General features: G+C 74.9%; 17 protein-coding genes and 1 pseudogene. 4 read left to right on the forward strand and 14 right to left on the reverse strand.

Annotation, left to right across the window (positions count from 1 at the left end; translation table 11 throughout):
• Window positions 1-29: 29 nt before the first annotated feature.
• The 14 genes and pseudogenes from ACFY00_RS31055 to ACFY00_RS31120 all read right to left on the reverse strand — a co-directional run bounded on the left by ACFY00_RS31055 (window position 30) and on the right by ACFY00_RS31120 (window position 15,445).
• Complete coding sequence (locus ACFY00_RS31055; RefSeq protein WP_388035575.1) at window positions 30-386, reverse strand: hypothetical protein; 357 nt, start codon at window positions 384-386, stop codon at window positions 30-32.
• A gap of 28 nt (window positions 387-414) precedes the next feature.
• A complete protein-coding gene (locus tag ACFY00_RS31060; RefSeq protein WP_388035577.1) occupies window positions 415-1,329 on the reverse strand; it encodes a carbohydrate kinase in 915 nt (304 codons plus the stop codon).
• A gap of 526 nt (window positions 1,330-1,855) precedes the next feature.
• Window positions 1,856-3,450, reverse strand: a pseudogene (locus tag ACFY00_RS31065) (glycoside hydrolase family 32 protein); the annotation flags it as partial.
• Between the two features lie 38 nt (window positions 3,451-3,488).
• Entirely contained in the window at window positions 3,489-4,490 is a 1,002-nt protein-coding gene (locus tag ACFY00_RS31070; RefSeq protein WP_388035580.1) for a glycosyl hydrolase family 32, read from the reverse strand.
• An 81-nt stretch (window positions 4,491-4,571) separates the two neighbouring features.
• Window positions 4,572-5,495, reverse strand: a complete 924-nt coding sequence (locus tag ACFY00_RS31075) for a carbohydrate ABC transporter permease (protein ID WP_388035582.1) — start codon at window positions 5,493-5,495, stop codon at window positions 4,572-4,574.
• Window positions 5,496-5,498: 3 nt separating this feature from the next.
• Window positions 5,499-6,500, reverse strand: a complete 1,002-nt coding sequence (locus tag ACFY00_RS31080) for a carbohydrate ABC transporter permease (RefSeq protein ID WP_388035585.1) — start codon at window positions 6,498-6,500, stop codon at window positions 5,499-5,501.
• A gap of 64 nt (window positions 6,501-6,564) precedes the next feature.
• Window positions 6,565-7,842, reverse strand: coding sequence for an extracellular solute-binding protein (locus ACFY00_RS31085; protein WP_388035587.1), 1,278 nt, complete (start codon window positions 7,840-7,842; stop codon window positions 6,565-6,567).
• A gap of 153 nt (window positions 7,843-7,995) precedes the next feature.
• Window positions 7,996-9,015, reverse strand: a complete 1,020-nt coding sequence (locus ACFY00_RS31090) for a LacI family DNA-binding transcriptional regulator (RefSeq protein WP_388035589.1) — start codon at window positions 9,013-9,015, stop codon at window positions 7,996-7,998.
• Between the two features lie 159 nt (window positions 9,016-9,174).
• Window positions 9,175-9,996, reverse strand: coding sequence for an ABC transporter permease (locus ACFY00_RS31095; RefSeq protein ID WP_388035591.1), 822 nt, complete (start codon window positions 9,994-9,996; stop codon window positions 9,175-9,177).
• Complete coding sequence (locus ACFY00_RS31100) at window positions 9,996-11,597, reverse strand: hypothetical protein (protein WP_388035593.1); 1,602 nt, start codon at window positions 11,595-11,597, stop codon at window positions 9,996-9,998. Before ACFY00_RS31100 ends, ACFY00_RS31095 begins: the two co-directional genes overlap by 1 nt.
• A 17-nt stretch (window positions 11,598-11,614) precedes the next feature.
• Window positions 11,615-12,469: an ATP-binding cassette domain-containing protein gene (locus ACFY00_RS31105; protein WP_388035650.1), complete on the reverse strand. Its 855-nt coding sequence runs from the start codon at window positions 12,467-12,469 to the stop codon at window positions 11,615-11,617.
• 260 nt (window positions 12,470-12,729) lie between these two features.
• Window positions 12,730-13,350, reverse strand: coding sequence for a dihydrofolate reductase family protein (locus ACFY00_RS31110; RefSeq protein WP_388035595.1), 621 nt, complete (start codon window positions 13,348-13,350; stop codon window positions 12,730-12,732).
• A 110-nt stretch (window positions 13,351-13,460) separates the two neighbouring features.
• Complete coding sequence (locus ACFY00_RS31115; RefSeq protein WP_388035598.1) at window positions 13,461-14,198, reverse strand: response regulator; 738 nt, start codon at window positions 14,196-14,198, stop codon at window positions 13,461-13,463.
• The gene (locus ACFY00_RS31120) at window positions 14,195-15,445 is read right to left on the reverse strand and encodes a sensor histidine kinase (protein ID WP_388035601.1); all 1,251 of its coding nucleotides are present in this window, start codon (window positions 15,443-15,445) and stop codon (window positions 14,195-14,197) included. Before ACFY00_RS31120 ends, ACFY00_RS31115 begins: the two co-directional genes overlap by 4 nt.
• Window positions 15,446-15,738: 293 nt before the next feature.
• Between ACFY00_RS31120 and ACFY00_RS31125 the strand changes: the two genes are divergently transcribed.
• The 4 genes from ACFY00_RS31125 to ACFY00_RS31140 all read left to right on the forward strand — a co-directional run bounded on the left by ACFY00_RS31125 (window position 15,739) and on the right by ACFY00_RS31140 (window position 20,572).
• Window positions 15,739-16,017, forward strand: a complete 279-nt coding sequence (locus tag ACFY00_RS31125; protein WP_388035604.1) for a DUF3311 domain-containing protein — start codon at window positions 15,739-15,741, stop codon at window positions 16,015-16,017.
• 20 nt (window positions 16,018-16,037) lie between these two features.
• Window positions 16,038-17,633, forward strand: coding sequence for a monocarboxylate uptake permease MctP (gene mctP / locus ACFY00_RS31130; protein ID WP_388035653.1), 1,596 nt, complete (start codon window positions 16,038-16,040; stop codon window positions 17,631-17,633).
• 177 nt (window positions 17,634-17,810) lie between these two features.
• On the forward strand, window positions 17,811-18,899 hold the full coding sequence (locus ACFY00_RS31135) for a branched-chain amino acid aminotransferase (protein ID WP_388035607.1): 1,089 nt from the start codon (window positions 17,811-17,813) through the stop codon (window positions 18,897-18,899).
• A 716-nt stretch (window positions 18,900-19,615) separates the two neighbouring features.
• The gene (locus ACFY00_RS31140; protein WP_388035608.1) at window positions 19,616-20,572 is read left to right on the forward strand and encodes a GlxA family transcriptional regulator; all 957 of its coding nucleotides are present in this window, start codon (window positions 19,616-19,618) and stop codon (window positions 20,570-20,572) included.
• Window positions 20,573-20,612 lie beyond the last annotated feature (40 nt).

Below are 20,612 nucleotides of genomic sequence, written 5' to 3' on the forward strand. Positions count from 1 at the left end.
GGCGTCATGACACCTCGGCCGGCCCCGGATCAGTCCTCCCGGGCCTGCCGCTCCTGCTCGGCCTTCCAGGCGAAGGCGTCCGCGGTCCGGCGGGTCAGCGAGTCGTCGTGCCAGTCGTCCGTGGCGTCGGTCCACTTGCCGATGCGGGCGTGGGCGGCGCCGTCCTCCGCCTGCTGGTCGTAGTACAGGTGGAACCGGTGGACCCGGCCCTCGGCGGAGATGATCTGGCCCTCCTCGTGGTGGAGGCTCTCCTGCAGGAGGTCGACGACGACCGTCTCCGCGGGGTCGAGCCCCCGCTCCCGCAGGAGTTCCCGCGACCTGACCCAGAGGTCGATGTCGCTGGTCCGCAGGAGGCGGGTGTACTGGACGACGATGTCGGAGACCATCGGCCGATGATGCCCGACGCGCCTCCCGCTACGCCGGCTCCGCCCGGCGGGCGGCGAGCTCGGCGGCGGTGGGCGGGTTGGCTCCGGCGCGGGAGACGGTGACGGCGGCGGCCGCGGCGGCGGTCCGCAGGGCGGCGGTCAGGGCGTCGAGGGCGGGGCGGGGGGTGTCGAGGGCGGCGAGGAGGGCGGACATGAAGGAGTCCCCGGCGCCGACGGTGTCGACGACGGTGGTGGGCGGGGCGTCGGTGCGGGTCTCGCCCTCGGGGGTGAGGGCGAAGGCGCCCTCACCGCCCCGGGTGACGACGACGGTGCCGGGGCCGAGGGTGAGCCAGCGGGCGGCGCTGTCGCGGACGGGAACGCCGGGGTAGAGGAAGGCGAGGTCCTCGTCGCTGGCCTTGACCAGGTCGCTGAGCGCCACGCAGTGCTCGACCGCGGCGACGGCCGCCGACCGCTCGCCGAACAGGTCGGGGCGGACGTTGGGGTCGTACGAGACGGTGGCACCGGCGGCGCGGGCGCCGCGGAGCAGGCGGCGGGCGACCGCCGCACCGGGTTCCTGCACGGAGGCCAGCGAGCCGAGGTGGACGTGCCGGGCCCGGGGGGCCGCGGCCGTGGGGGCGAGGGTCCAGTCGATCGCGAAGCGGTAGGAGGCGCTGCCGGACGGGTCGAGGGTGACGATCGCGCTGGGCGTCGGGACGTCCCGGCCGTCCGTCAGGACGGTGGTGCCGCCCGCCTCCAGGTGGGTGCGGATCAGTTCGCCGTGCGGGTCGGCGCCGAGCTGGGTGAGCAGGGCGGTGCGCCGGCCGAGCCGGGCGAGGCCGTGGGCGACGTTGGCGGGGCTGCCGCCGGGGTGCGGCCGGTCGGGCCGGCCGGGGGTGCGGACGATGTCGGCGACGCACTCGCCGATCACCAGGAAGTCGAAGTCGGCGGGGGTGGGTTCGGGCATGGTGGTGGGCTGCTCCCGGTAGGGGGTGGGTGCCCGGGCGGCGCGCGCGGGCGCGCCGCCCGGGCGTCGGTCAGTCGCTCAGGACGACCTGATCGACCATCAGGTGTCCCCAGGCGCCGGTGGCGTCGTCGAGGACCTGGAGCTGCGCGGTGCGCCCCTGGAGGTCGGTCAGGTCCCAGTCGACGGGTCGCATGCTGCCGCTGTCCGCGCCGGTGGCGGTGCGCACGGGCCGCCCGTCGACCAGCAGGTTGACGCTGGTCGCGCCGGGAGTGCCGAGCGGGTGGTCGCCGCCGGCGAGGAGGAGGTGCAGGTGGTCGCGGTCGACGGTGAAGGCGGGTGAGGTGAGGGTGCCGGTGGCGCCGTCGCGGCCGGCGAAGGTGTCGAGGACGGCGTTCCCGACCGAGCCGGGGAGCCGTTCGGTGGTCGGCGCGGTCCCGGCCAGGTCGCCGGTGCCGGTCCAGCCGGGGGCGTACGCGCCGCCCTCGAAGTCGGCGAGCGGCCGGGCGGGGCGCTGGGCGAGGTCGGCGTACTCGGTGACGGTGAGGTGGGCGAAGGTGGCGGGGCCGCCGCTGGTGAACAGTTTCAGCCCGTCGTCGGCGGGGTCGGCGAACACCTCGTCGGAGTGGACGTGGCGGCCGTCGTCGACGAAGTACTCGACGCTGGTGCGGTCGACCAGGACGGTCAGGTGGGCGGTGGTCCGCGCCGGGTCCCAGGGGGCGCGGGACTCCAGGTGGGTCCCGTCCGCCGAGGGGTTCCCCGTCCCGCCGCGGTTCAGGTAGCTGTGGTCGCGGTAGATCCCGGCGTCGGCGTGCCGGGTGCCGTCGGCGGAGACCCGCAGTTGGACGCCGAGGTTGTCCAGGGCGCTCCAGCTGACGTCGGCGTCCAGCCGGTAGGCGGTGCCGCGGTAGGGCAGGGTGGTCAGCCCGTCCACCTGGACGGTGCCCAGGTCGGTGGTCCGCGCGGCGTGCCGGTCGAGGGCGGGGGCGGGCCGGGAGGCCAGCGCGTAGCCGTCGGCGTAGTGCTTCAGGCTGAGCTGCCGGGTGATCGCGTCGGTGCCGTTGAAGCCGTCGGACGCCCAGGTCGGGGTGGTGTACGGGTAGGTCCAGTTGTTGAGCCAGGCGGTGGCGTAGCGGTGGTCGAGCGGGGCGGCCGGGTCCTCCCAGGTGACGCCCGCGTACCAGTCGAAGCCGTGGTCGAGCCACTGCGGGGCGGCGGTGTCGGGGGTGAACGCGGTGCCGTCGAAGCCGCCGGTCCAGTAGGCGTAGGTGTTGGGGTCGCCGGTGAGGTAGCCGTTGGCGCTGGCGCCGAGCACCCAGTGCACGGTGCCGTCGTCGGCGCGCATCCGGAACAGGTCGGGGCACTCCAGGGTGCCCAGGCCGGGGTGGGGGGAGTCGGACGCCCAGGTCCAGGCTTCAGGTCGGGCGAGGTCCAGAGGCTGATCCTGGTGCCCTCGGCGAGCAGTGCGACCCAGCGGTTCCGGTCGGCGTCCCAGACCAGCTTGGGGTCGCGGAAGTCCTTACGGCCGCCGTTGGGGAGGACGGGGGTGTCGCCGTAGGGGCGGAAGTTGCGGCCGCCGTCGGTGGAGTACCAGAGGAACTGGGCCTGCGGGCCGGAGGCGTCGGCGATCTGGGCGGGAGTGGGGTGGTCCATCTGGGTCACCAGCACGACCACGGCCCCGGCGCCGAACCCGGCGGTGTTGCCGGTGTCGACGACCGCGGAGCCGGACCACAGGTCGTAGTTGGCGTTGGTCTGCTTGGGCGCGGCCACGCCCTGGTCGTGGAAGGCCACCCCATCGGTGCTGGTGGCCTGCCGCCAGGCGGTGCCGACGGCCTGCCCGTAGTCGGCGTTGTAGAGGTAGTAGTAGTGGAACGCGCCGTCGGACCAGACCGGCCGCTGCGGGTCGTTCTTCCAGTGGTCGGGCACGGTGAAGTGGTAGACGGCGCGGTTGCTGTCGGCGGCCCGGGCCGCGGTGGGGGCGGCCGGGCCGGGGGCGGCCACCGCGGCCGCGGTCAGGACGAGGCCGAGCAGGGCGGCCAGGCCGAATCGCAGGGTGCGGCCGGGCCGGGGCCGGCGCGGCGCGGTGGCCGCGCCGGCCCGGTGGAGCAAGGAGCGTGGGGTCATGCTCGACTCCTGGGTGGGGAGGTGGGGAGGACGGGAGGTCAGCCGACCGCGGCGGGCAGGGCATCCACGGGCGGCCCTTCGGCGGTCAGTCCTTCGACAGTCAGCCGGCGCCCGTCCCAGGACACCGGCATCGGGTCGCTGATGCCGCCGGTGAACGCCCCGTCGGGGCCGGTGTGGTGGAAGCCCATCAGGGCCCAGGACCCGTCGCGGCGGCGGACCAGCTTGCCGCTGTAGTAGCGGTCGTCGGTGACCTGCCGGGCGGCGTCCACGTCGAACGGGCCGAGCAGGCTCTCGGCTGGGGCGGCCCAGATGCCGCCGCGGGTGCCGGTGGCGCGGCGGCTGTCGGAGGCGTGCTCGGCGAGGCAGGAGAAGAGCAGCAGGGGCTTGCCGTCGACGACCTCGGTCTGGGTGACCTCCAGCTGCCCGAAGCCGTGGGCGGCGGGGGCGGAGAGCGGGGGCCGCAGTTCCCAGGTCCGCAGGTCGGCGGAGACGGCGTGGCCGACCACGCCGCGTTCGAAGGCCGGTCCGGTGGTGGCCCGGGCGGTGATCAGCATGTGCCAGCCGTCGCCGTCCGGGTCGGGGAAGACCCACGGGTCGCGGAACGCCTCGTCGTGCCACTGCCCGGTGTCGAGCGTCTCGTAGAGGGCGGGGTCGGCGCTCAGCACCGGGCCGGGGCCGGCCTTGTGCCAGGTGGTCAGGTCGGTGGAGGTGGCGTAGCCGATCCGCTGGACGTTCTTGCCGCCGGGAGCGCGGGTGGAGCCGGTGTAGAACAGGAACCAGGTGCCGTCGGGGTGGCGGACCACCGAGCCGGTCCAGGTGGCGAGGTCGTCGAAGGCGGGGGCGTCGGCGCGGACCAGGGCGTCGGGGACGCGGGTCCACTCGACCAGGTCGGTGGAGACGGCGTGGCCGATGGAGGCGCGGTAGTGCCGGTCCTCGGGGTCGTGCAGGGCGCGCGAGGCGTACAGGAAGAACAGGTGGTGGCGCTCGCCGTCGTCGGCGAACCAGAAGTCCCAGACCCAGCAGTCGGGCGGAGCGAACATGACGGCCTTTCGGGCGTGCCCCGCGGACCCTCGGCCGCGGTGGGCGGCGGGGTCTGCGGAGGGAGGGGGCAGGAGGGGGCGTCAGCCCTTGACGCCGCTCGCGGCGACGCTGCTGACGAAGGAGCGCTGGAAGGCGAGGAAGACCACCAGCACCGGCAGGGTGATCATCGAGGTGTAGGCCATGACCTCGCCCCAGGCCGGGTTGTCCTGGAAGAAGTACTGCATGCCGACCATGACGGGGCGCAGCTTCTCGTCCTGGACCACCATGGTCGGCCACAGGTACTGGTTCCAGGCGGGCAGGAAGGTCAGGATCGCCACGGTGGCGAAGGCCGGTCCGGACAGCGGGACGACGATCCTGCGGTAGATGGTGAACCAGCCCGCGCCGTCGATCCGGGCGGCCTCGTCGAGCGAGGTCGGGATGGTGGAGAAGTACTGGCTGAACAGGAAGATCGAGAAGGCGTTCGCGACGAACGGGACGATCTGCACCTGGTAGCCGTCGAGCCAGCCGGTGTCCCACACCAGGGTGCCGTCCTGGAGGAACAGGATCGGCAGGTGCGCGACCCAGTACACCAGCGACACCGCGATGGTCTCGAACGGGACGATCAGGGTCGCGATGACGACGCTCATGACCAGGCCGCGGCCGCGCCAGCGCATCCGGGACAGGGCGAAGCCCGCCATCGAGTTGACGACCAGTCCGAGGCCGACGATCGCCACCGTCACGAACAGCGAGTTCAGCAGGAACCGACCGACCGGCACCCGGTCGAAGACCGCGCCGTAGTTGTGCAGGCTGATGTCGCCGACCGGGAGGAAGGCCCGCCAGCCGCCGATGTCGGAGAGCAGCTGCCCGTCCGGCTTGAGGCTGGAGACGAACATGAACACCAGCGGGAACAGGAAGAACACCGACAGCCCGACCAGCACCAGGTAGGACCACGCCCGGCGGCGCCGGCGCAGCTGCTGCTCGCTCGTCTCGGTGCGCGCCCGCGGGGCGCGTGCGGTCTCGGCCATGGGTCAGTCCTTGTCGCGGGTGAGGTGGCGCTGGACCAGCGCGATGACGAGCACGATCACGAAGAAGACCAGCGACAGGGCCGAGCCGTACCCGATCTGCTGCTGGCGGTAGCCGGTGAGCACCGCGTGGTAGACCAGCGTCGAGGTGGAGTCGACCGGGCCGCCCTGGGTCATCACGTCGATCTGCACGAACAGGCCGAGCGCGGCGATGGTGATGGTGATCAGGACGAAGATCCTGGTCGGGCGCAGGCACGGCCAGGTGACGTCCTTGAACTGGCGCCAGGCACCGGCGCCGTCCATCCGGGCGGCCTCGTAGAGCTCCTCCGGGATGGTCTGCAGGCCGGAGAGCCAGATCAGCATGTGGAAGCCGACGGCCTGCCAGACGGACAGCACGATGATCGCGAACAGCGCGGTGCTCGGGTTGTTCAGCCAGGCGGTGCCCTGCCAGGCGCCGAGGGTGACCGAGTCGATGAAGGAGTTGATCACGCCGCTCGGCTGGTACATGAACTTCCACAGGATCGAGACCACGACGATCGAGGTCACGACCGGGATGAAGAAGATCACCCGGAACGCGGTGACGCCGCGGATCCTCTGGTTGACCAGCAGCGCGAGGAGCAGGCCGAACCCGGCCTGCACCGGTACCACCACCGCCGCGAAGGCGAAGGTGTTGACCATCGACCGGAAGAAGGTCGGGTCGACGGTGAACGCGCGGACGAAGTTGTCGAGGCCGACGAAGCGCAGCGGCTCCGGGGAGACCAGCCGGGCGTTGGTGAAGGACAGGACGAAGCCCAGCAGCACCGGCACGATCAGGAAGGCCAGCAGCAGCAGGATCGCCGGGGAGGCCATCGCCAGACCGGCCCGGGCCTCGCTGCGGCGGGCCGAGCGGGGGCGGGCCTCGCTGCGGCGGGCGGCGGGACGGGCCTCGGTGGCCGCGGGGGCGGGCCGGGGTTCGTCGGGGCCGGGGCCGGGGTCGGCCGGGGGGTCGAGGCGGAAGGTCGCCGTCATGGGGTCACACCTTTCCGGCGGCCGGGCGGTGGCACGCCCCGCCCGGTCGCCGTTCGCCGCTGCGTCAGTTGCCGTAGCCGTTGTTCGACTTGATGTCGCTGTCGATCGCCTGCACGGCGGCGTCCAGCGCGGGCTTGACGTCGGCGCCGTTCATGATGTCCTTGGCGGCCTTCTCGAAGCTGGTGGAGACCACCGGGTAGCCGGGGGTGGCGGGCCGGGCCAGCGCGAACTTCTGCGACAGCACGGCGAACTGGCGCAGCGCGCCGTCCGGGCCGAAGTACTTGGAGGCGGCGGTGGCGCCCGCGGTGGCGGGGATGACCACCTGGCTGTCGGAGAACGCGGTGAGGTACTTGTCCTGGAAGCTGAACTCCAGGTACTTGCGGGCGCCCTCGGACTGCGCCTTGCCGCAGCCCGCCGAGATGCCCCACTGCCAGGAGCCGCCGCCGATCTTCGGGCCCTTGCCGAAGTCCACCGGCGGGAGGATCAGCAGGTCGGAGCCGACCTTGTCCAGGGCGTCCTTGGCGTTCCACACGCCGGTGTAGCTGAGCGCGACCTTGTCGTCGATGAAGTTCTGGTTGCCGACCGGGCCGTCGCTGTTCGCCCAGCCCTCCTTGAACGCCTTCTGGAACCAGCTGAAGAAGGCCACCGCGTCCGGCCCGTTCAGGGCGCCCTGGGCGGTCCTCATGCCGCTGCGGTCGATCTCGTCGCCCCCGGCGCTCTGCAGCATCGGAGAGTAGGCGTAGGACCACCACTCGCCCTTGTCGGCCGCGCCCAGGTCCAGCGGGGTCTTGTAGCCGGAGTCATTCAGCTTGCCCACCGCGGCGTCGAACTCGGCCAGGGTCCACGGGTGTTCGACGGTCGGGATGCGGATGCCGTTCTTCTCCAGCACCGACTTGCGGGCGAAGAGCGACAGCGCCGCGTCCCAGTAGCCCGCCGAGTGGACCTTCCCCCGGTACGTCCCGACGGCGGTCGGCAGCAGCAAGTCGGTGAGGCTCGCGGGCAGGTCGAGCGGCTGCAGGTAGCCGGCCCACGCCCAGTTGGGCATGATCGGGCCGTCCATGTCGATCAGGCAGGGCAGCTTGCGGGCGGCGGCGGCCGCGGTGACCGCGTCGTTGTACGAGCCCTGCGGGAAGTTCTGCTGGACGATCTGGTACTCGCCCTGCGAGGCGTTGAAGTCGTCGATGATCCGCCGGTAGACGGCCAGTTCGCCGGGGTTGCCCGCGGAGTGGGTCCACATGGTGATCTTGGTCGGGCCGCCGCCGTCGGCGGAGGCGCCGTCGTGGCTGGCCTTGGCACAGCCGGTCAGCGCGACCGTACCGAGCAGGCTCGCCGCTGCTACCATCGCGAGGGGATTGCGCACAGGGGGTCCCTTTCCGGGGGCCGACCGCCAAGTCGGCCCCGAGTGAACGGCAGCGCCAACTGCCGTGTGGTTGCACCGGCCGGACGGCAGCGCCAACTGCCGCGACCGGACGTACGGACGAGGAGTCCGCCGCCGTTACCGGCTCGCCCGCGCGGGCGGCGGCGGACCCACGGATTCCCGGCGGATGACCGGGCACGGCATCCGGTGCGGTTCGGCCGGGTCGGCCGTCCGCTCCCCGAGCGCCACCTCCATCGCCCAGCGCCCCATCTCGTAGTGCGGCAGGGCGACGGTGGTCAGCGGCGGGTCGAGTTCGGCGGCGATCAGCTGCTGGTCGTCGTAGCCGACCACCGACAGGTCCTCCGGGATGCGCAGGCCCCGGCGGTGGGCCGCGGTGTAGGCGCCCATCGCCATCCGGTCGTTGAAGCAGAACAGGGCGGTCGGACGCCGGTCGGCGGGCAGGTCGAGCAGCTCCTCGGCGGCGGCCCTCCCCCCGCCCGCGTCGGTCTCGCCGCGCACGTGCAGCGCCGGGTCGGGGGCGATGCCCGCCTCGTCCAGCACCTGCCGGTAGCCCTCGTACCGCAGGGCCGAGGCCACCACGCCGCCCGCCGGGGCGTCCAGGTAGGCGATCCGCCGGTGCCCGGCGGCGGTCAGCTCCCGGGTCGCCGCCACCCCGCCCTCCCGGTCGTCCGGCACCACGGCGGGCCAACTGCCGTGCGCGGGGCGGCAGTCCAGGAAGACGCTGCCCTCGGCGAGGCCCGCCGGGGCGTCCACCACCTGGTGCCACATCCGGGCGTAGACCATCGCGTCGACCCGCTGCCCGGTCAGCGCCTCGACCGCCTGCCGCTCCTGCGCCGGGTCGCCGTCGGTGTCCACCAGCACCACCAGGTGGCCGTGCTCGCGGGCCGCGTCGTTGGCGCCCGCCAGCATCCGGCCCGCGAAGGGGGTGGTGGCGATGCTGTCGGAGATCAGGCCGATCATCCGGGTGCGCTGCGTCCGCAGGCTACGGGCCACCGAGTTGGGCGCGTAGCCGATCGCCTCGGCCGCCTCCCGCACCTTCGCCTGGGTCGCGGCCGAGATCCGGTCGCCGCCCGCTCCGCTGAGCACCATCGACACCGTCGCCGTCGACACCCCCGCCGCGGCGGCGACATCGGACATCCGCACCCGGGCCATGGCCGTCCGCACCTCGCATCGTTTCCGTTTAATCGATTAACCGCTGGGAAGCGAGTATGCAATCGGGCCGACATCCGGTCAAGGGGAGTCCGCGGCAGCGTTACCTCACCGCAACGCTGCCGCGGTCTGGCGGGCGCGGCGCCGTCAGGCGTCCCGCGCGTGCAGGACGGCGCGGCCGAGGGCGAGGGCGGCGGCGGCCCACAGCGCGAGGACGCCCAGGCCCGCCCAGGGGCCGATCGGGAGGCGGGCGGTGTCGAGGGTGGCCTGGACGGCGAGCCCGGCGGGCATCGGGGCGACCTGCTGGAGGTGGCGCTGCCAGTCCGGGTCGGCGACCACCCTGGCCAGCGCGGGCAGCACGAACAGCAGGCCGAGGACGGCGCCGGTGGCGGCCGCGGAGCTGCGGGTCGCGGTGACGGCGCCGAGGCCCAGCAGCGCGACCAGCAGCAGGTAGAGCACCGAGCCGACGGCGGCCCGCAGGGTGGGGCCGTCGGCGAGGGAGAGCGCGGGGTGGCCGTTGGCGGGGGTCAGCCCGTTGCCGGGCAGCAGCAGCCGGGCGGCGAACAGCGAACCGGCCACCGCGACCGCCCCCGCGACGAGGACCGCGCCGGACAGCACCAGGGCCTTGGCCGCCAGCACCGCGGAGCGGCTCGGCACCGCGGCCAGGGTCGTCCGGATCATGCCGGTGTGGTACTCGCTCCCGGCGGTCAGCACGCCCAGCACGACCGCCGCGACCTGGCCGACCAGGACGCCGGTCAGCGCGGTGCGGGGCGCGTCGACGCCGCAGCCGGGGTCGGGGCAGGTGGTGGTGGCGGCGGTGGCCGCGCCGACCGCGACGGTCAGCAGGACCAGGCCGAGCAGCAGCCGGGCGTGGGTGGCGTCGGTGCGGAACTTGGTCCACTCCGCGGCCAGGGCGAGGCGCGCGGCGCGGCGCGGGGTACGGGCGGGCGGGGTGGCGGGCGGGTGCATCAGGCGTCCCTCCGGCGGATCAGGACGACGGCCGCGAGCAGGGCCACCGCCGCCCAGGCGGTCAGGACGGCGAGCCCGGCCCACGGGGAGAGCGGGTAGTAGCCGGAGGCGGGCGTGTAGAGGGTGAACACCTGCGGGAGGCGGGGCAGGCTCTGCTGGATCGCGAACCCGGCCGCCGGGGTGACCCGCAGCAGCCACTCGGACGCCCCGACGGGCAGCGCGCCGGAGGTGGCCAGCAGGTAGGGCAGCACCAGGCCCCCGACGGCCGCGGCGATCGCCGGGGCGGCGCGCCGCAGCAGCAGGCCGAGCGCGAGGGCGAGCACGCTGGACGCCGCGAGCAGCAGGCCGGTGCCGAGCACCACCCGCAGTTCGACGGCGCCGGGGACGGCGGCCACCGGGAAGCCGTGCGCGGTGGACCAGGCGGTGCCGAGCGGGACGGCGACCGCCGCGGCGGCCGTGCCGACCAGCAGGGCGAGGGCGGCGAGCAGCAGCGCCTTGGCGACCGGGAGCAGGCCGCGGCGGGGGCTCGCGGCCAGGGTGAGGGCGATCAGGCCGCGCCGGTACTCGGCGGTGGCGCAGCCGGTGGCGACCACGGCCAGGGCGGCCAGCCCGGCGAAGGTGCCGACCAGGGCGTTCTCCACCGTCCGTCCCCCGGCCAGCGCGGGGCCGCCGACCACCGCGGCGATGTCGCCCGCGCCGGTGACGGTGAACCCGGCGGCGCCCTCCCGGGTGTAGCCGCCCGCGACGCCCGGCAGGTAGCTGCCGGAGGTGCCCGCGTCGGCGCCGACCAGGCTGCCGGTCCACCCGCCCGTACCGTCCGGGCCGCCGCCCGGGCCGCCGCCGTCCGAACCACTGCCGTCCGAAGCGTCGCCGACCGAACCGCCGTCGGCCCCGGCCGGTGCGGCCCAGCCGCCGGAGAGCACCGCCGGGCCGAACCGGCCGGTGGCGACGGCGGGGGCAAGGCCGGTGCCGGTGCCGGTGTCCTCGGCGCGTTCCGGGGAGGTGGCGAACAGGCCGACCTGCGCGGTGCGGGGCAGGCCGGGGAGCCGGGCGGTGCCGATCCGGGTCCAGTGCTCGCCGTCGGCGGAGTCGTAGCCGGTCACGGTGTCCCCGGTGCGGGTCAGCCGCAGCCACTGCGGGGCGGTCGCGGTGGGGCGGCCGGGGCGGCCCGCCGCGTCGTGGGTGTAGTCGTACTGCCACCGCACGCCGTGGTCCCCGGTGGCGGTGACCGCCGCGTACGTCGAGCCCTGGTCGAGCCCGGCCTTGACGATGATCCCGGCCTTCGCCCACTCGGCCGTCGGGCCGGGCGAACTCCCCTGCGGGCCCTGGGCGTTGACGCTGGTGAGGCCGAGCACCGGGACGGTCAGGGTGCCGTCGCCGGAGAGGGCGCGGTGGACGAAGGAGAAGCTGTCGTTGACGGCCTCCCCACCGGGGCCGACCGGCAGTTCGGTGCGGCCGGGGTTCGGGTTGGTCGCGGCGGTGCCGACCAGGCCGACGGCGAGGACCGCCAGCAGGGCGCCCGCCACGGTGGCGACCCAGCCGGGGACAGTGCGCAGCTTGGTCCACTCGGCGCGCAGCATCCGCCCGAACTCGCTTGCCACGTAAGGCAGTCGGGGCCTCATCCGGCACCTCCGCCGTGGTACTGGACGGCGTCCCGGGTCAGTTCGAGGTACGCCTCCTCCAGCGAGGCGCGGTGCGCGGAGACCTCCGCGAACGGGACGCCCGCGGCGGCGAGCAGCGCGACGATCCGCTCGGGCTCCAGGCCGTGGACGGTGACGGCGTCCGGGCCGGTGGCGCTGACGGTGGCGCCGTCGGCCGCCAGGGCCCGCACCGCCCGGTCGGGGGCGGCGGTGCGCAGGGCGACCCGGCCGTGCGAGGCGGTGGCCAGCAGGGCGGCGACGGTGGTGTCGGCGATCACCCGGCCGCGGCCGACGACGACCAAGTGGTCGGCGGTGTCCTGGAGTTCGCCCATCAGGTGGCTGGATACCAGGACCGCCCGGCCGCGGGCGGCCTGCTCGGCGAGCAGGGCGCGGATCCACCGGAAGCCCTCGGGGTCGAGTCCGTTGAAGGGCTCGTCCAGCATCAGCGCGGGCGGGTCTCCGAGCAGGGCCGCGGCGATGCCCAGGCGCTGGCGCATGCCGAGCGAGAACTGTCCGGCCTTGCGCCCGGCCACCTCCCGCAGGCCCGCCGCGGCCAGCACCCGGTCGACCCGCCGGGCGTCGATGCCCTGCGAACGGGCCAGCCACAGCAGGTGGTTGCGGGCGGTGCGGCCGGGTTGCAGGGCGCCCGCGTCGAGCAGCGCGCCGAGGTGGGTGAAGGGGCGCCGCAGGCTGCGGTAGGGGCGGCCACCGACCAGGGCGGTGCCCGCGTCGGGGGTGTCGAGGCCGAGGACCACCCGCATGGTGGTGGACTTCCCGGCGCCGTTGGGGCCGACGAAGCCGGTGATCCGGCCGGGGCGGACGGTGAAGGTCATGCCGTCCAGGGCCGGGTTCGCCCCGAAGCGCTTGTGCAGGCCGGTGACGCGGATCGTCCCGGCCGGGTCGGCGCCGGGCCGTTCCGGGGGGTGCTGCTCGCTGGTGTGCCGCTCGGCGGTGGTCGGGTCCATGGTGGTCGAGCGTAGGAATCCGGCCCCCGCCGGGTCGTCACGGCCGGGAGCGATCCCGCGGGCGGGCGCCGTCCCCCGCAGGAGCTACGGCGGCCCGTAGGAGCTACGGCGTCCCGCCCGCGGGGGTCTCAGTCCTGGAGCTCGCTCATGTCGCCGGTCTGCGGGACGCCCTCGACCAGGCCGTAGCGCAGCAGGACGGTGCCGCGCGGGCTGGCGGCGGGCGGTTCGAGCAGCGCGAGGCTGGTGGGGACGGCCCCCTCGGCGAACACCTTCTTGCCGGTGCCGAGGACGATCGGGTGCACCCACAGGTCGAGCCGGTCGAACAGCTTCTCCCGCAGCAGGGTCTGCACCAGGTCCAGGCTGCCGACCACCTTGACCCGCTGGTGCCGCTCGCGCACCTCCCGCACCGCGGCGGGCAGGTCCGGCCCGAGCAGCTCGGACCCGGCCCAGGTCAGCTCGGGCTTCCCGCGCGAGGCGACGTACTTCGGGAGGCGGTTGAACAGCTCGGCGAAGGGGTTGTCCCCGGCGTTCGGCCAGTAGGCGGCGAAGATGTCGTACGTCCGCCGCCCCAGCAGCAACGCGTCGGTGCCCTCGTACGCGGCGTCGACCTGCGCCCCGGAGACCTCGTCGATCAGCGGGGCCTGCCAGCCGCCGAAGGCGAAGTCGTCCGCCGGGTCCTCCTCGGGGCCGCCGGGCGCCTGCCCGACCAGGTCGAGGGTGGTGAACAGCTCGATGTCGATGAAGCCCATGGTGTGCTCCCGGGGAGGGGGTGGGTGGTCCTGTCCCAGGTGCAGACGGACCGGGGCGGGCGAACTCATCGGTCCGCTCCCGTCCAGTCTGCTCCCCGGGGCCGTCCCCGCTACCGGTCCCGGCCGCCGGGCACCACCAGCCCGCTCTCGTAGGCCGTCACCACGGCCTGGGTGCGGTCGCGCAGGCCGAGTTTGGCCAGGATCCGGCTGACGTGGGTCTTCACCGTCTCCTCGGTGACGGTGAGGCGGGCGGCGACCTCCGGGTTGGACAGGCCCTCGGCGACCAGCAGCAGCACCTCGGTCTCGCGCGGGGTGAGCGTCCGCAGCCGCTCGGCGGCGGGGTGCGGGCGCGGGCCGGTGCGCGGGTCCGCCCCCGGGCCGGTGCGCGGCGGGGTGGCGGCGAACTCGGCGATCAGCCGGCGGGTCACGCCGGGGGCGAGCAGGGCGTCGCCCGCGGCCACCACCCGGACCGCCTCGAAGAGCCGCTCGGCGGTGGACTCCTTGAGCAGGAAGCCGCTGGCCCCGGCGCGCAGCGCGTCGTAGACGTACTCGTCGAGGTCGAAGGTGGTGAGGATGAGCACCCGGGGCGGGTTCGGGCCCTCGGCGGTGACCTGGCGGGTCGCCTCGATGCCGTCGGTGCCGGGCATCCGGATGTCCATCAGGACGAGGTCGGGCCGCTCCTCCCGGCAGGCCAGCACCGCCTCGGTGCCGTCGCCCGCGGTGCGGACGACCGTGAAGTCGGGCTGGGCGTCCAGCAGGGTGGCGAACGCGGAGCGGACCACGGGGTGGTCGTCGGCGACCACGATCCGGATCGGCCGGGACGGCCCGGGCCCGGTCCCCGGGTTCACCGCGCCGCCCCGCGCGGGAGGTGCGCCGTGACCGCGAAGCCGCCGCCCGGGCCGGTGCCGGTGCGCAGCGTGCCGCCGACCGCGGCGGCCCGCTCGCGCATGCCGGTCAGGCCGTGCCCGTCGGGCGGTCCGCCGCCCGGGCCGGGGCCGTGGTCGCGCACCCGCAGCTCCAGGGCGGTGGCGGTGTGGTGCAGTTCGACCTCGACGGCGGCGCCGGGGGCGTGGCGGCGGGCGTTGGTCAGCGCCTCCTGGACGATCCGGTAGGCGGCGAGTTCCGTGCCGGGGTCGAGCGGGGCGGGCGTGCCGCGCACCACCAGGCGGACGGTGCCGCCCCCGGCCGCCCGGCGGGCCTGCGCCAGCAGTTCGCCCAGGTCGGCCAGCCCCGGCTGCGGGACGCGGGCGGGCGCGGCCCGGCCGTCCTCGCGCAGCACGCCGAGCAGGCGGCGCATCTCGGCGAGCGCGTCGCGGGCCGCGTCGCCGATCTCCAGCAGCCGTTCGGCGCCCTGCGCGGGCAGGTCGGGGGTGGCCAGCCGGGCGGTCTCGGCCCGGACCGCGATCATCGACACGTGGTGCGCCACCACGTCGTGCAGCTCCCGGGCGATCCTGGCCCGTTCGGCCCGGACGGCGTTCTCCGCGACGGCGCCGAGGGCGAGCGTCCGGGTCCGCTCGTGCGCGGCGCGCTGCTCGCGGGAGCGGCGGTGCAGGCCCGCCGCCGCGGCGACGGGGGCGAGCGCGGCGAGCAGCCAGAGGCGCACCCGCAGGTCGGTGCCGGCGTCCGCGCCCGCGGCGAGCGCGAGGGCCGGGAAGGGCAGCGCGAGTGCGAGCGCGAGCGGGGTGCGGCCGGCGCGGCCCAGCCGGTACTGGGCGAGCAGGAGGGCGGCGATCCCGACGGCGGTGGCGGTGTGGAAGGCCCCGAGCGTGCCGAGGACGGCGGCGGTGACCGCCGGTCCGGCCGCGGCGGGGCGCAGGTGGAGCAGCGGCAGCGCGGTGGCCGCGCCGAACAGGCCGAGCAGGAAGAGCAGTTGCACGCCCAGGAGGCCGCTCCCGGCCGTCTGCTGGGCCCGCTCGGCGGCGAGCCGCGGCAGCGAGCCGTCGGCGGCGACCAGTTCGGCGAACGAGGCGACGGCCGCGAGCACCGCGAGCAGGACCGGCACCGCCCCGCCGACCGGCCCGCCCCGCGCGCTCCCCCGGCCGCCGCCCGCCGCCGCCCACCACGCCGTCACCGGCCGCACCGCCGTCCGTCCCATGCCGGTCATTATGCCCACGGCCGCGCTCCCGCCCCGGGCGGTCGACCGGGCCGTCGACCGGCCGGAGGGGTCCGTCCCGGCCGGGGCGTCCGGTGATCGCTGGGTGAACAGGGTAGTGACAGGGGTCACTGACCTGTCCTAACCTCGCGGGGTCCTCCCGATCACCGAGGGCACTGCTCGGCGGACGCACGGCCTCGTGCGTTGCGGTGCCACTGAGGTGACACCCCGTCATCCTCCGGAGCCGCCCCGTGCCGTCCCCGTCCCCCCAAGTCCCCGTCCCGGGCGCACCGCCCGTGGCCTCCGCCGCCCGGGTGCTGGCCGGGCTGTGCCTGCTGGTGCCGATCGTGGTGATGATGTGGGTGCCGTCCTACAGCAAGGTCACCCCGAAGCTCGGCGGGATGCCGTTCTTCTACTGGTACCAGCTGCTGTGGGTGCTGCTGTCGGCGCTGTTCACCAGCGCCGCCTACCTGCTGATCCGGCGGGACGAGGCGGCCCGCCGGGCCGCCGCCTCCGCCCCCACCACCGCGGCCGCGCCCGTCGTGCCCGCCCCGAAGGACGGTGGCCGGGCGTGAAGCACGTCGACTGGACCGCGATGACGGTCTTCCTGCTGTTCTTCGCGCTGGTGACGGTGATGGGCTTCCTGGCCTCCCGCTGGCGCCGCGCCGACGACGCCGCGCACCTGCACGAGTGGGGCCTGGGCGGCCGGAGCTTCGGCACCTGGATCACCTGGTTCCTGCTCGGCGGCGACCTGTACACCGCGTACACCTTCATCGCGGTGCCCGCCGCCGTCTACGCGGGCGGTGCCATGGGCTTCTTCGCGGTGCCGTACACGATCATCGCGTACCCGCTGGTGTTCCTGTTCCTGCCCCGGCTGTGGTCGGTCTCCCGGGTGCACGGCTACGTCACCCCGGCCGACTTCATCCGCGGGCGGTACGGCTCGCGCGGCCTGTCGGTGGCGGTGGCGCTGACCGGCATCCTGGCCACCATGCCGTACATCGCCCTGCAACTGGTCGGCATCCAGGCCGTGCTGGACGTGCTGGGCGTCGGCGGCAGCGGCAACTGGTTCGTCCAGGACCTGCCGCTGTTCATCGCCTTCGGCGTGCTGGCCGCGTACACCTACTCGGCGGGGCTGCGGGCCCCGGCGCTGATCGCGTTCGTCAAGGACGCGCTGATCTACATCGTGATCGCGGTCGCGGTCATCTACATCCCGATGCGGCTGGGCGGCTACGGCCACATCTTCGACGCCGCGCAGCACAAGTTCGCCACCCCCGGCGCGGACGGCAAGCCCAGCGGCTCGCTGGTGGTCGGGCCGAGCGGCCAGTGGGCGTACGCGACGCTGGCGTTCGGTTCGGCGCTGGCGCTGTTCATGTACCCGCACTCGGTGACCGGCGTGCTGGCCTCCAAGTCGCGCAACACGGTGCGCCGCAACATGGCGATCATGCCCGCGTACTCGCTGATGCTGGGCCTGCTGGCGCTGCTGGGCTTCATGGCGATCGCGGCCGGGGTCAGCAAGGGCGCCAAGGGCTACAACAGCCAGCTGGCGGTGCCGCAGCTGTTCGCCGACATGTTCCCGTCCTGGTTCACCGGCGTCGCGTTCGCGGCGATCGGGATCGGCGCGCTCGTCCCGGCGGCGATCATGTCGATCGCGGCGGCGAACCTGTTCACCCGCAACGTCTACAAGGAGTTCCTGAAGCCGGACGCCACCGCCGCAGAGGAGACCAAGGTCGCCAAGATCGCCTCGCTGCTGGTGAAGGTCGGCGCGCTGGTGTTCGTGCTGACGATGGACAAGCAGGCCGCGATCAACATGCAGCTGCTGGGCGGGCTGTGGATCCTGCAGACCGCGGTCGCCCTGGTCGCGGGCCTGTTCACCCGCTGGTTCCACCGCTGGGCGCTGCTGGCGGGCTGGGCGGTCGGCATGGTCTACGGGACGTGGGCGGCCTGGGGCATCTCCTCCAAGGCCACCAAGCACTTCGGCGGCAACACCAAGGTGATCCCCGGCATCGGCGAGACCGGCTACATCGGCCTGACCGCGTTCGCGCTGAACCTGCTCGTCGCCGTGGTCCTGACCCTGGTGCTGCGGGCCCTGAAGGCGCCCGAGGGTGCCGACGAGACCAGCCGCGCCGACTACTCGGCGGAGGCGGGCGACGAGGCCGTCGAGCGCGCCCCGCAGCCCGCGGCGGCACACTGACCCTCCGCCCACGGTCACTTCCGGTGGGCAACTCCCGTCCTGTGCAAGGGAGTTGCCCACCGGGTAGCCCGCCCCGGCCCGGCCCGTCTGACGCGGCGTTAGCATGTCCGCAGTCCCGGTGAGCGGTGGCCGCCTCCGGATGGGCGCCCGGCTCGCGCTGACCCGAAGGAGTTGACCGTGAGTCTCGACTTTGCCCTGCAGCCCAGTGCGCACCCCGCCTCGGAGGCCGAGCGGGCGGCGATCCTGGCCGCCCCGGCGTTCGGCCGGTACTTCACCGACCACATGGCGTCGGCGGTGTGGACCCCCGAGGCGGGCTGGCACGGGGCCCGGGTCGGGGCGCTGGAGCCGTTCTCGCTGCACCCCAGCGCCGCCGTGCTGCACTACGCGCAGGAGATCTTCGAGGGCCTGAAGGCGTACCGGCACGCGGACGGCAGCGTCTGGCTGTTCCGCCCGGAGGCCAACGCCCGCCGCTTCCAGCGCTCCGCCGCCCGGCTGGCCCTGCCCGTGCTGGACGAGGCGGACTTCCTGGCCGGCGTCGAGGCGCTGGTCCGGGCGGACGAGGCGTGGGTGCCGGTGCCGACCACCGAGGAGAGCCTGTACCTGCGCCCGTTCATGTTCGCCGCCGAGGCCTTCCTCGGGGTGCGCCCCGCCGAGCGGTGCGTCTTCTCGGTGATCGCCAGCCCGGCCGGCCCCTACTTCGCCTCCGGCGTCGCCGGGGTCACCCTGTGGGTCAGCAGCACCTACACCCGGGCGGCGCCCGGCGGCACCGGCGACGCCAAGTGCGGCGGCAACTACGCGGCCAGCCTGGCCGCGCAGTTGGAGGCCCGGGAGCACGGCTGCGACCAGGTGCTCTACCTGGACCGGACGGGCGGCGAGGGCCGCCTGGAGGAGTCCGGCACGATGAACCTGTGCCTGGTCACCTCCTCCGGCGAACTGCTCACCCCCGGCCTCGGCACGATCCTGGAGGGCGTCACCCGCGACACCGTGCTGACCCTGGCCGGGAAGTTCGGACTGACCCCGGTCGAGCGTCCGGTCACCTTCGAGGAGCTGCGCACGGGCGCCGCCGACGGCACGATCACCGAGGTGTTCGCCGCCGGGACGGCCGCGGTCGTCACCCCGATCGTCGCCCTCAAGAGCCCCGAACACTCCTTCACGGTCGGCGACGGCCAGCCCGGCAAGCACACCCTGGCCCTGCGCGAGCACCTGCTGGACATCCAGTTCGGCCGCGTTCCCGACACCCACGGCTGGATGCGCCGGGTGCGGTGACCCGCCCCGGGACGACCCGGGGGCCCGGTCGGCGCGGTGCTGTGCGCCGCCCCGGGCCCACCGGCAACCGGCGACCGGACGCGGAGCCCTCCCCACAGAGGACCCCGCTCCGCACCGCCGGTCGGGCTGCTCGACGGGCGCACCGACCGGAGGGACCGGTGGGTCCGCGGTCGGCGCGCCCGAGGATGAGCGGCACTGCCGGGAACGACGGCTCCTCCGGCCGGGCCCCGCAGCACTTGCCCCGGACTCTAGGCAGCGGGTGTTACTGCCGCGTTACCGGCGCAACCGCAGGTCAGCGGGGTCGGCGGGAGCAGCGGGGTCGGCCGGGGAACGCGGCCGGTCGGCGCGGCCCGCCGGAGCCGTCCGGCTCAGCCGACCCGTCGCCCAGGGCGAAGCCGGGGAACGCGGCGGTGAACACCGCATCACCGGACGGGTCGTCAGCCGCGTGCACCGGCGCGACCGGCCGGTACGGGGACGGGGCGGGCGACGGCAAGGAGCAGCAACACGCCCGGGACGATGCCGGCGACGGTGGCGGTGACCGCGTAGGGCGCGTTCGCCGGCGCCAGGGCCGTGCCGAGGGCGCCGCAGGCACTGGGCGCCTCCGTACGCCGGCCGTCGCCGAAAGGCCGACGGCTCCCTGTCGCCCGGGGTCCTGATGATCCGTCGGCGCGGCAGCGCCGCTCCAGCGGGCGGTCGGCGTGTGCGAGACTGCGCGGATGCCCGCGTTCACGACCGTCGCCGCGTACGTCCCGCCCGGTGCCGGCATGCTCGCCGTCGGCATCGTCGTCGAAGTGTTCGGCCCGCACGGAGCGGCGCTGCCGGGGTTCGACTTCTCGCTGTGCGCGCAGCGGCCCGGGCCGGTGCGCACCGACTGCGGTGTGCCGCTGTCGGTCGCGCACGGCCTGGACCGGCTGGCCGCCGCCGACCTGGTGATCGCCCTGCCGGGCGCCGGGTTCCGCACGCCCCCCGCCCCGGTCGTCCTGGACGCGCTGCGCTCCGCGCACCGGCGCGGCGCGGTGGTCGCGGCGCACTGCGTCGGCACGTTCGCGCTGGCGGCCGCCGGGCTGCTCGACGGGCGGCGGGCGACCACGCACTGGCGGTTCGCCGACCTGCTCGCCGAGCGCCACCCCGAGGTGGCCGTGGAGTCGGACGCGCTCTACGTCGACGAGGGGAGCGTCGTGACCGGCGCGGGCGCCGCCGCCGGCTTCGACCTGTGCCTGCACCTGATCCGGCGCGAGCACGGCGCCGCGATGGCCAACGCCGTCGCCCGGGACATGGTGCTGCCCTCCCACCGCGAAGGCGGCCAGGCCCAGTACCTGGCCGCGCCCGTCGCCGAGGACGGCCGCGACGAAGGTCTGGCCGACGTCCTGGCCTGGGCCCGCGAACACCTCCACGAGCCGCTGCCGGTCGCCGAGTTGGCCCGTCGCGCCCTGATGAGCAAGCGCTCCTTCGCCCGCCGCTTCACCACCGCGACCGGCACCACCCCGCACGCCTGGCTGCGCAACCTGCGGCTGAGCCGGGCCGAGGAACTGCTGGAGACCACCGACCTGCCCATCGAGGAGGTCGCCCGTCGGGTCGGGTACGCCGGCGCGGCCGTGCTGCGCGAGCAGTTCGTACGCCGCCGCGGCGTCCCGCCCCGCTCCTACCGCCGCGCCTTCGCGGGCACGCCGTAACGGCCGACCCGCACGTCGACCCCCGCACCGGCCCGCGCCG

This window comes from Kitasatospora sp. NPDC001540, assembly GCF_042894345.1.
Taxonomy (GTDB): domain Bacteria; phylum Actinomycetota; class Actinomycetes; order Streptomycetales; family Streptomycetaceae; genus Kitasatospora; species Kitasatospora phosalacinea_C.

Coding starts and splice junctions, on each gene's coding strand:
- ACFY00_RS31140 (WP_388035608.1), top strand. CDS start 19,616: ATGCCCGCGTTCACGACCGTCGCCGCGTACGTCCCGCCCGGTGCCGGC.
- ACFY00_RS31075 (WP_388035582.1), bottom strand. CDS start 5,495: ATGGCCGAGACCGCACGCGCCCCGCGGGCGCGCACCGAGACGAGCGAG.
- ACFY00_RS31090 (WP_388035589.1), bottom strand. CDS start 9,015: ATGTCCGATGTCGCCGCCGCGGCGGGGGTGTCGACGGCGACGGTGTCG.
- ACFY00_RS31055 (WP_388035575.1), bottom strand. CDS start 386: ATGGTCTCCGACATCGTCGTCCAGTACACCCGCCTCCTGCGGACCAGC.
- ACFY00_RS31060 (WP_388035577.1), bottom strand. CDS start 1,329: ATGCCCGAACCCACCCCCGCCGACTTCGACTTCCTGGTGATCGGCGAG.
- ACFY00_RS31085 (WP_388035587.1), bottom strand. CDS start 7,842: ATGGTAGCAGCGGCGAGCCTGCTCGGTACGGTCGCGCTGACCGGCTGT.
- ACFY00_RS31105 (WP_388035650.1), bottom strand. CDS start 12,469: ATGACCTTCACCGTCCGCCCCGGCCGGATCACCGGCTTCGTCGGCCCC.
- ACFY00_RS31070 (WP_388035580.1), bottom strand. CDS start 4,490: ATGTTCGCTCCGCCCGACTGCTGGGTCTGGGACTTCTGGTTCGCCGAC.
- ACFY00_RS31080 (WP_388035585.1), bottom strand. CDS start 6,500: ATGACGGCGACCTTCCGCCTCGACCCCCCGGCCGACCCCGGCCCCGGC.
- mctP (WP_388035653.1), top strand. CDS start 16,038: ATGACGGTCTTCCTGCTGTTCTTCGCGCTGGTGACGGTGATGGGCTTC.
- ACFY00_RS31095 (WP_388035591.1), bottom strand. CDS start 9,996: ATGCACCCGCCCGCCACCCCGCCCGCCCGTACCCCGCGCCGCGCCGCG.
- ACFY00_RS31110 (WP_388035595.1), bottom strand. CDS start 13,350: ATGGGCTTCATCGACATCGAGCTGTTCACCACCCTCGACCTGGTCGGG.
- ACFY00_RS31120 (WP_388035601.1), bottom strand. CDS start 15,445: ATGGGACGGACGGCGGTGCGGCCGGTGACGGCGTGGTGGGCGGCGGCG.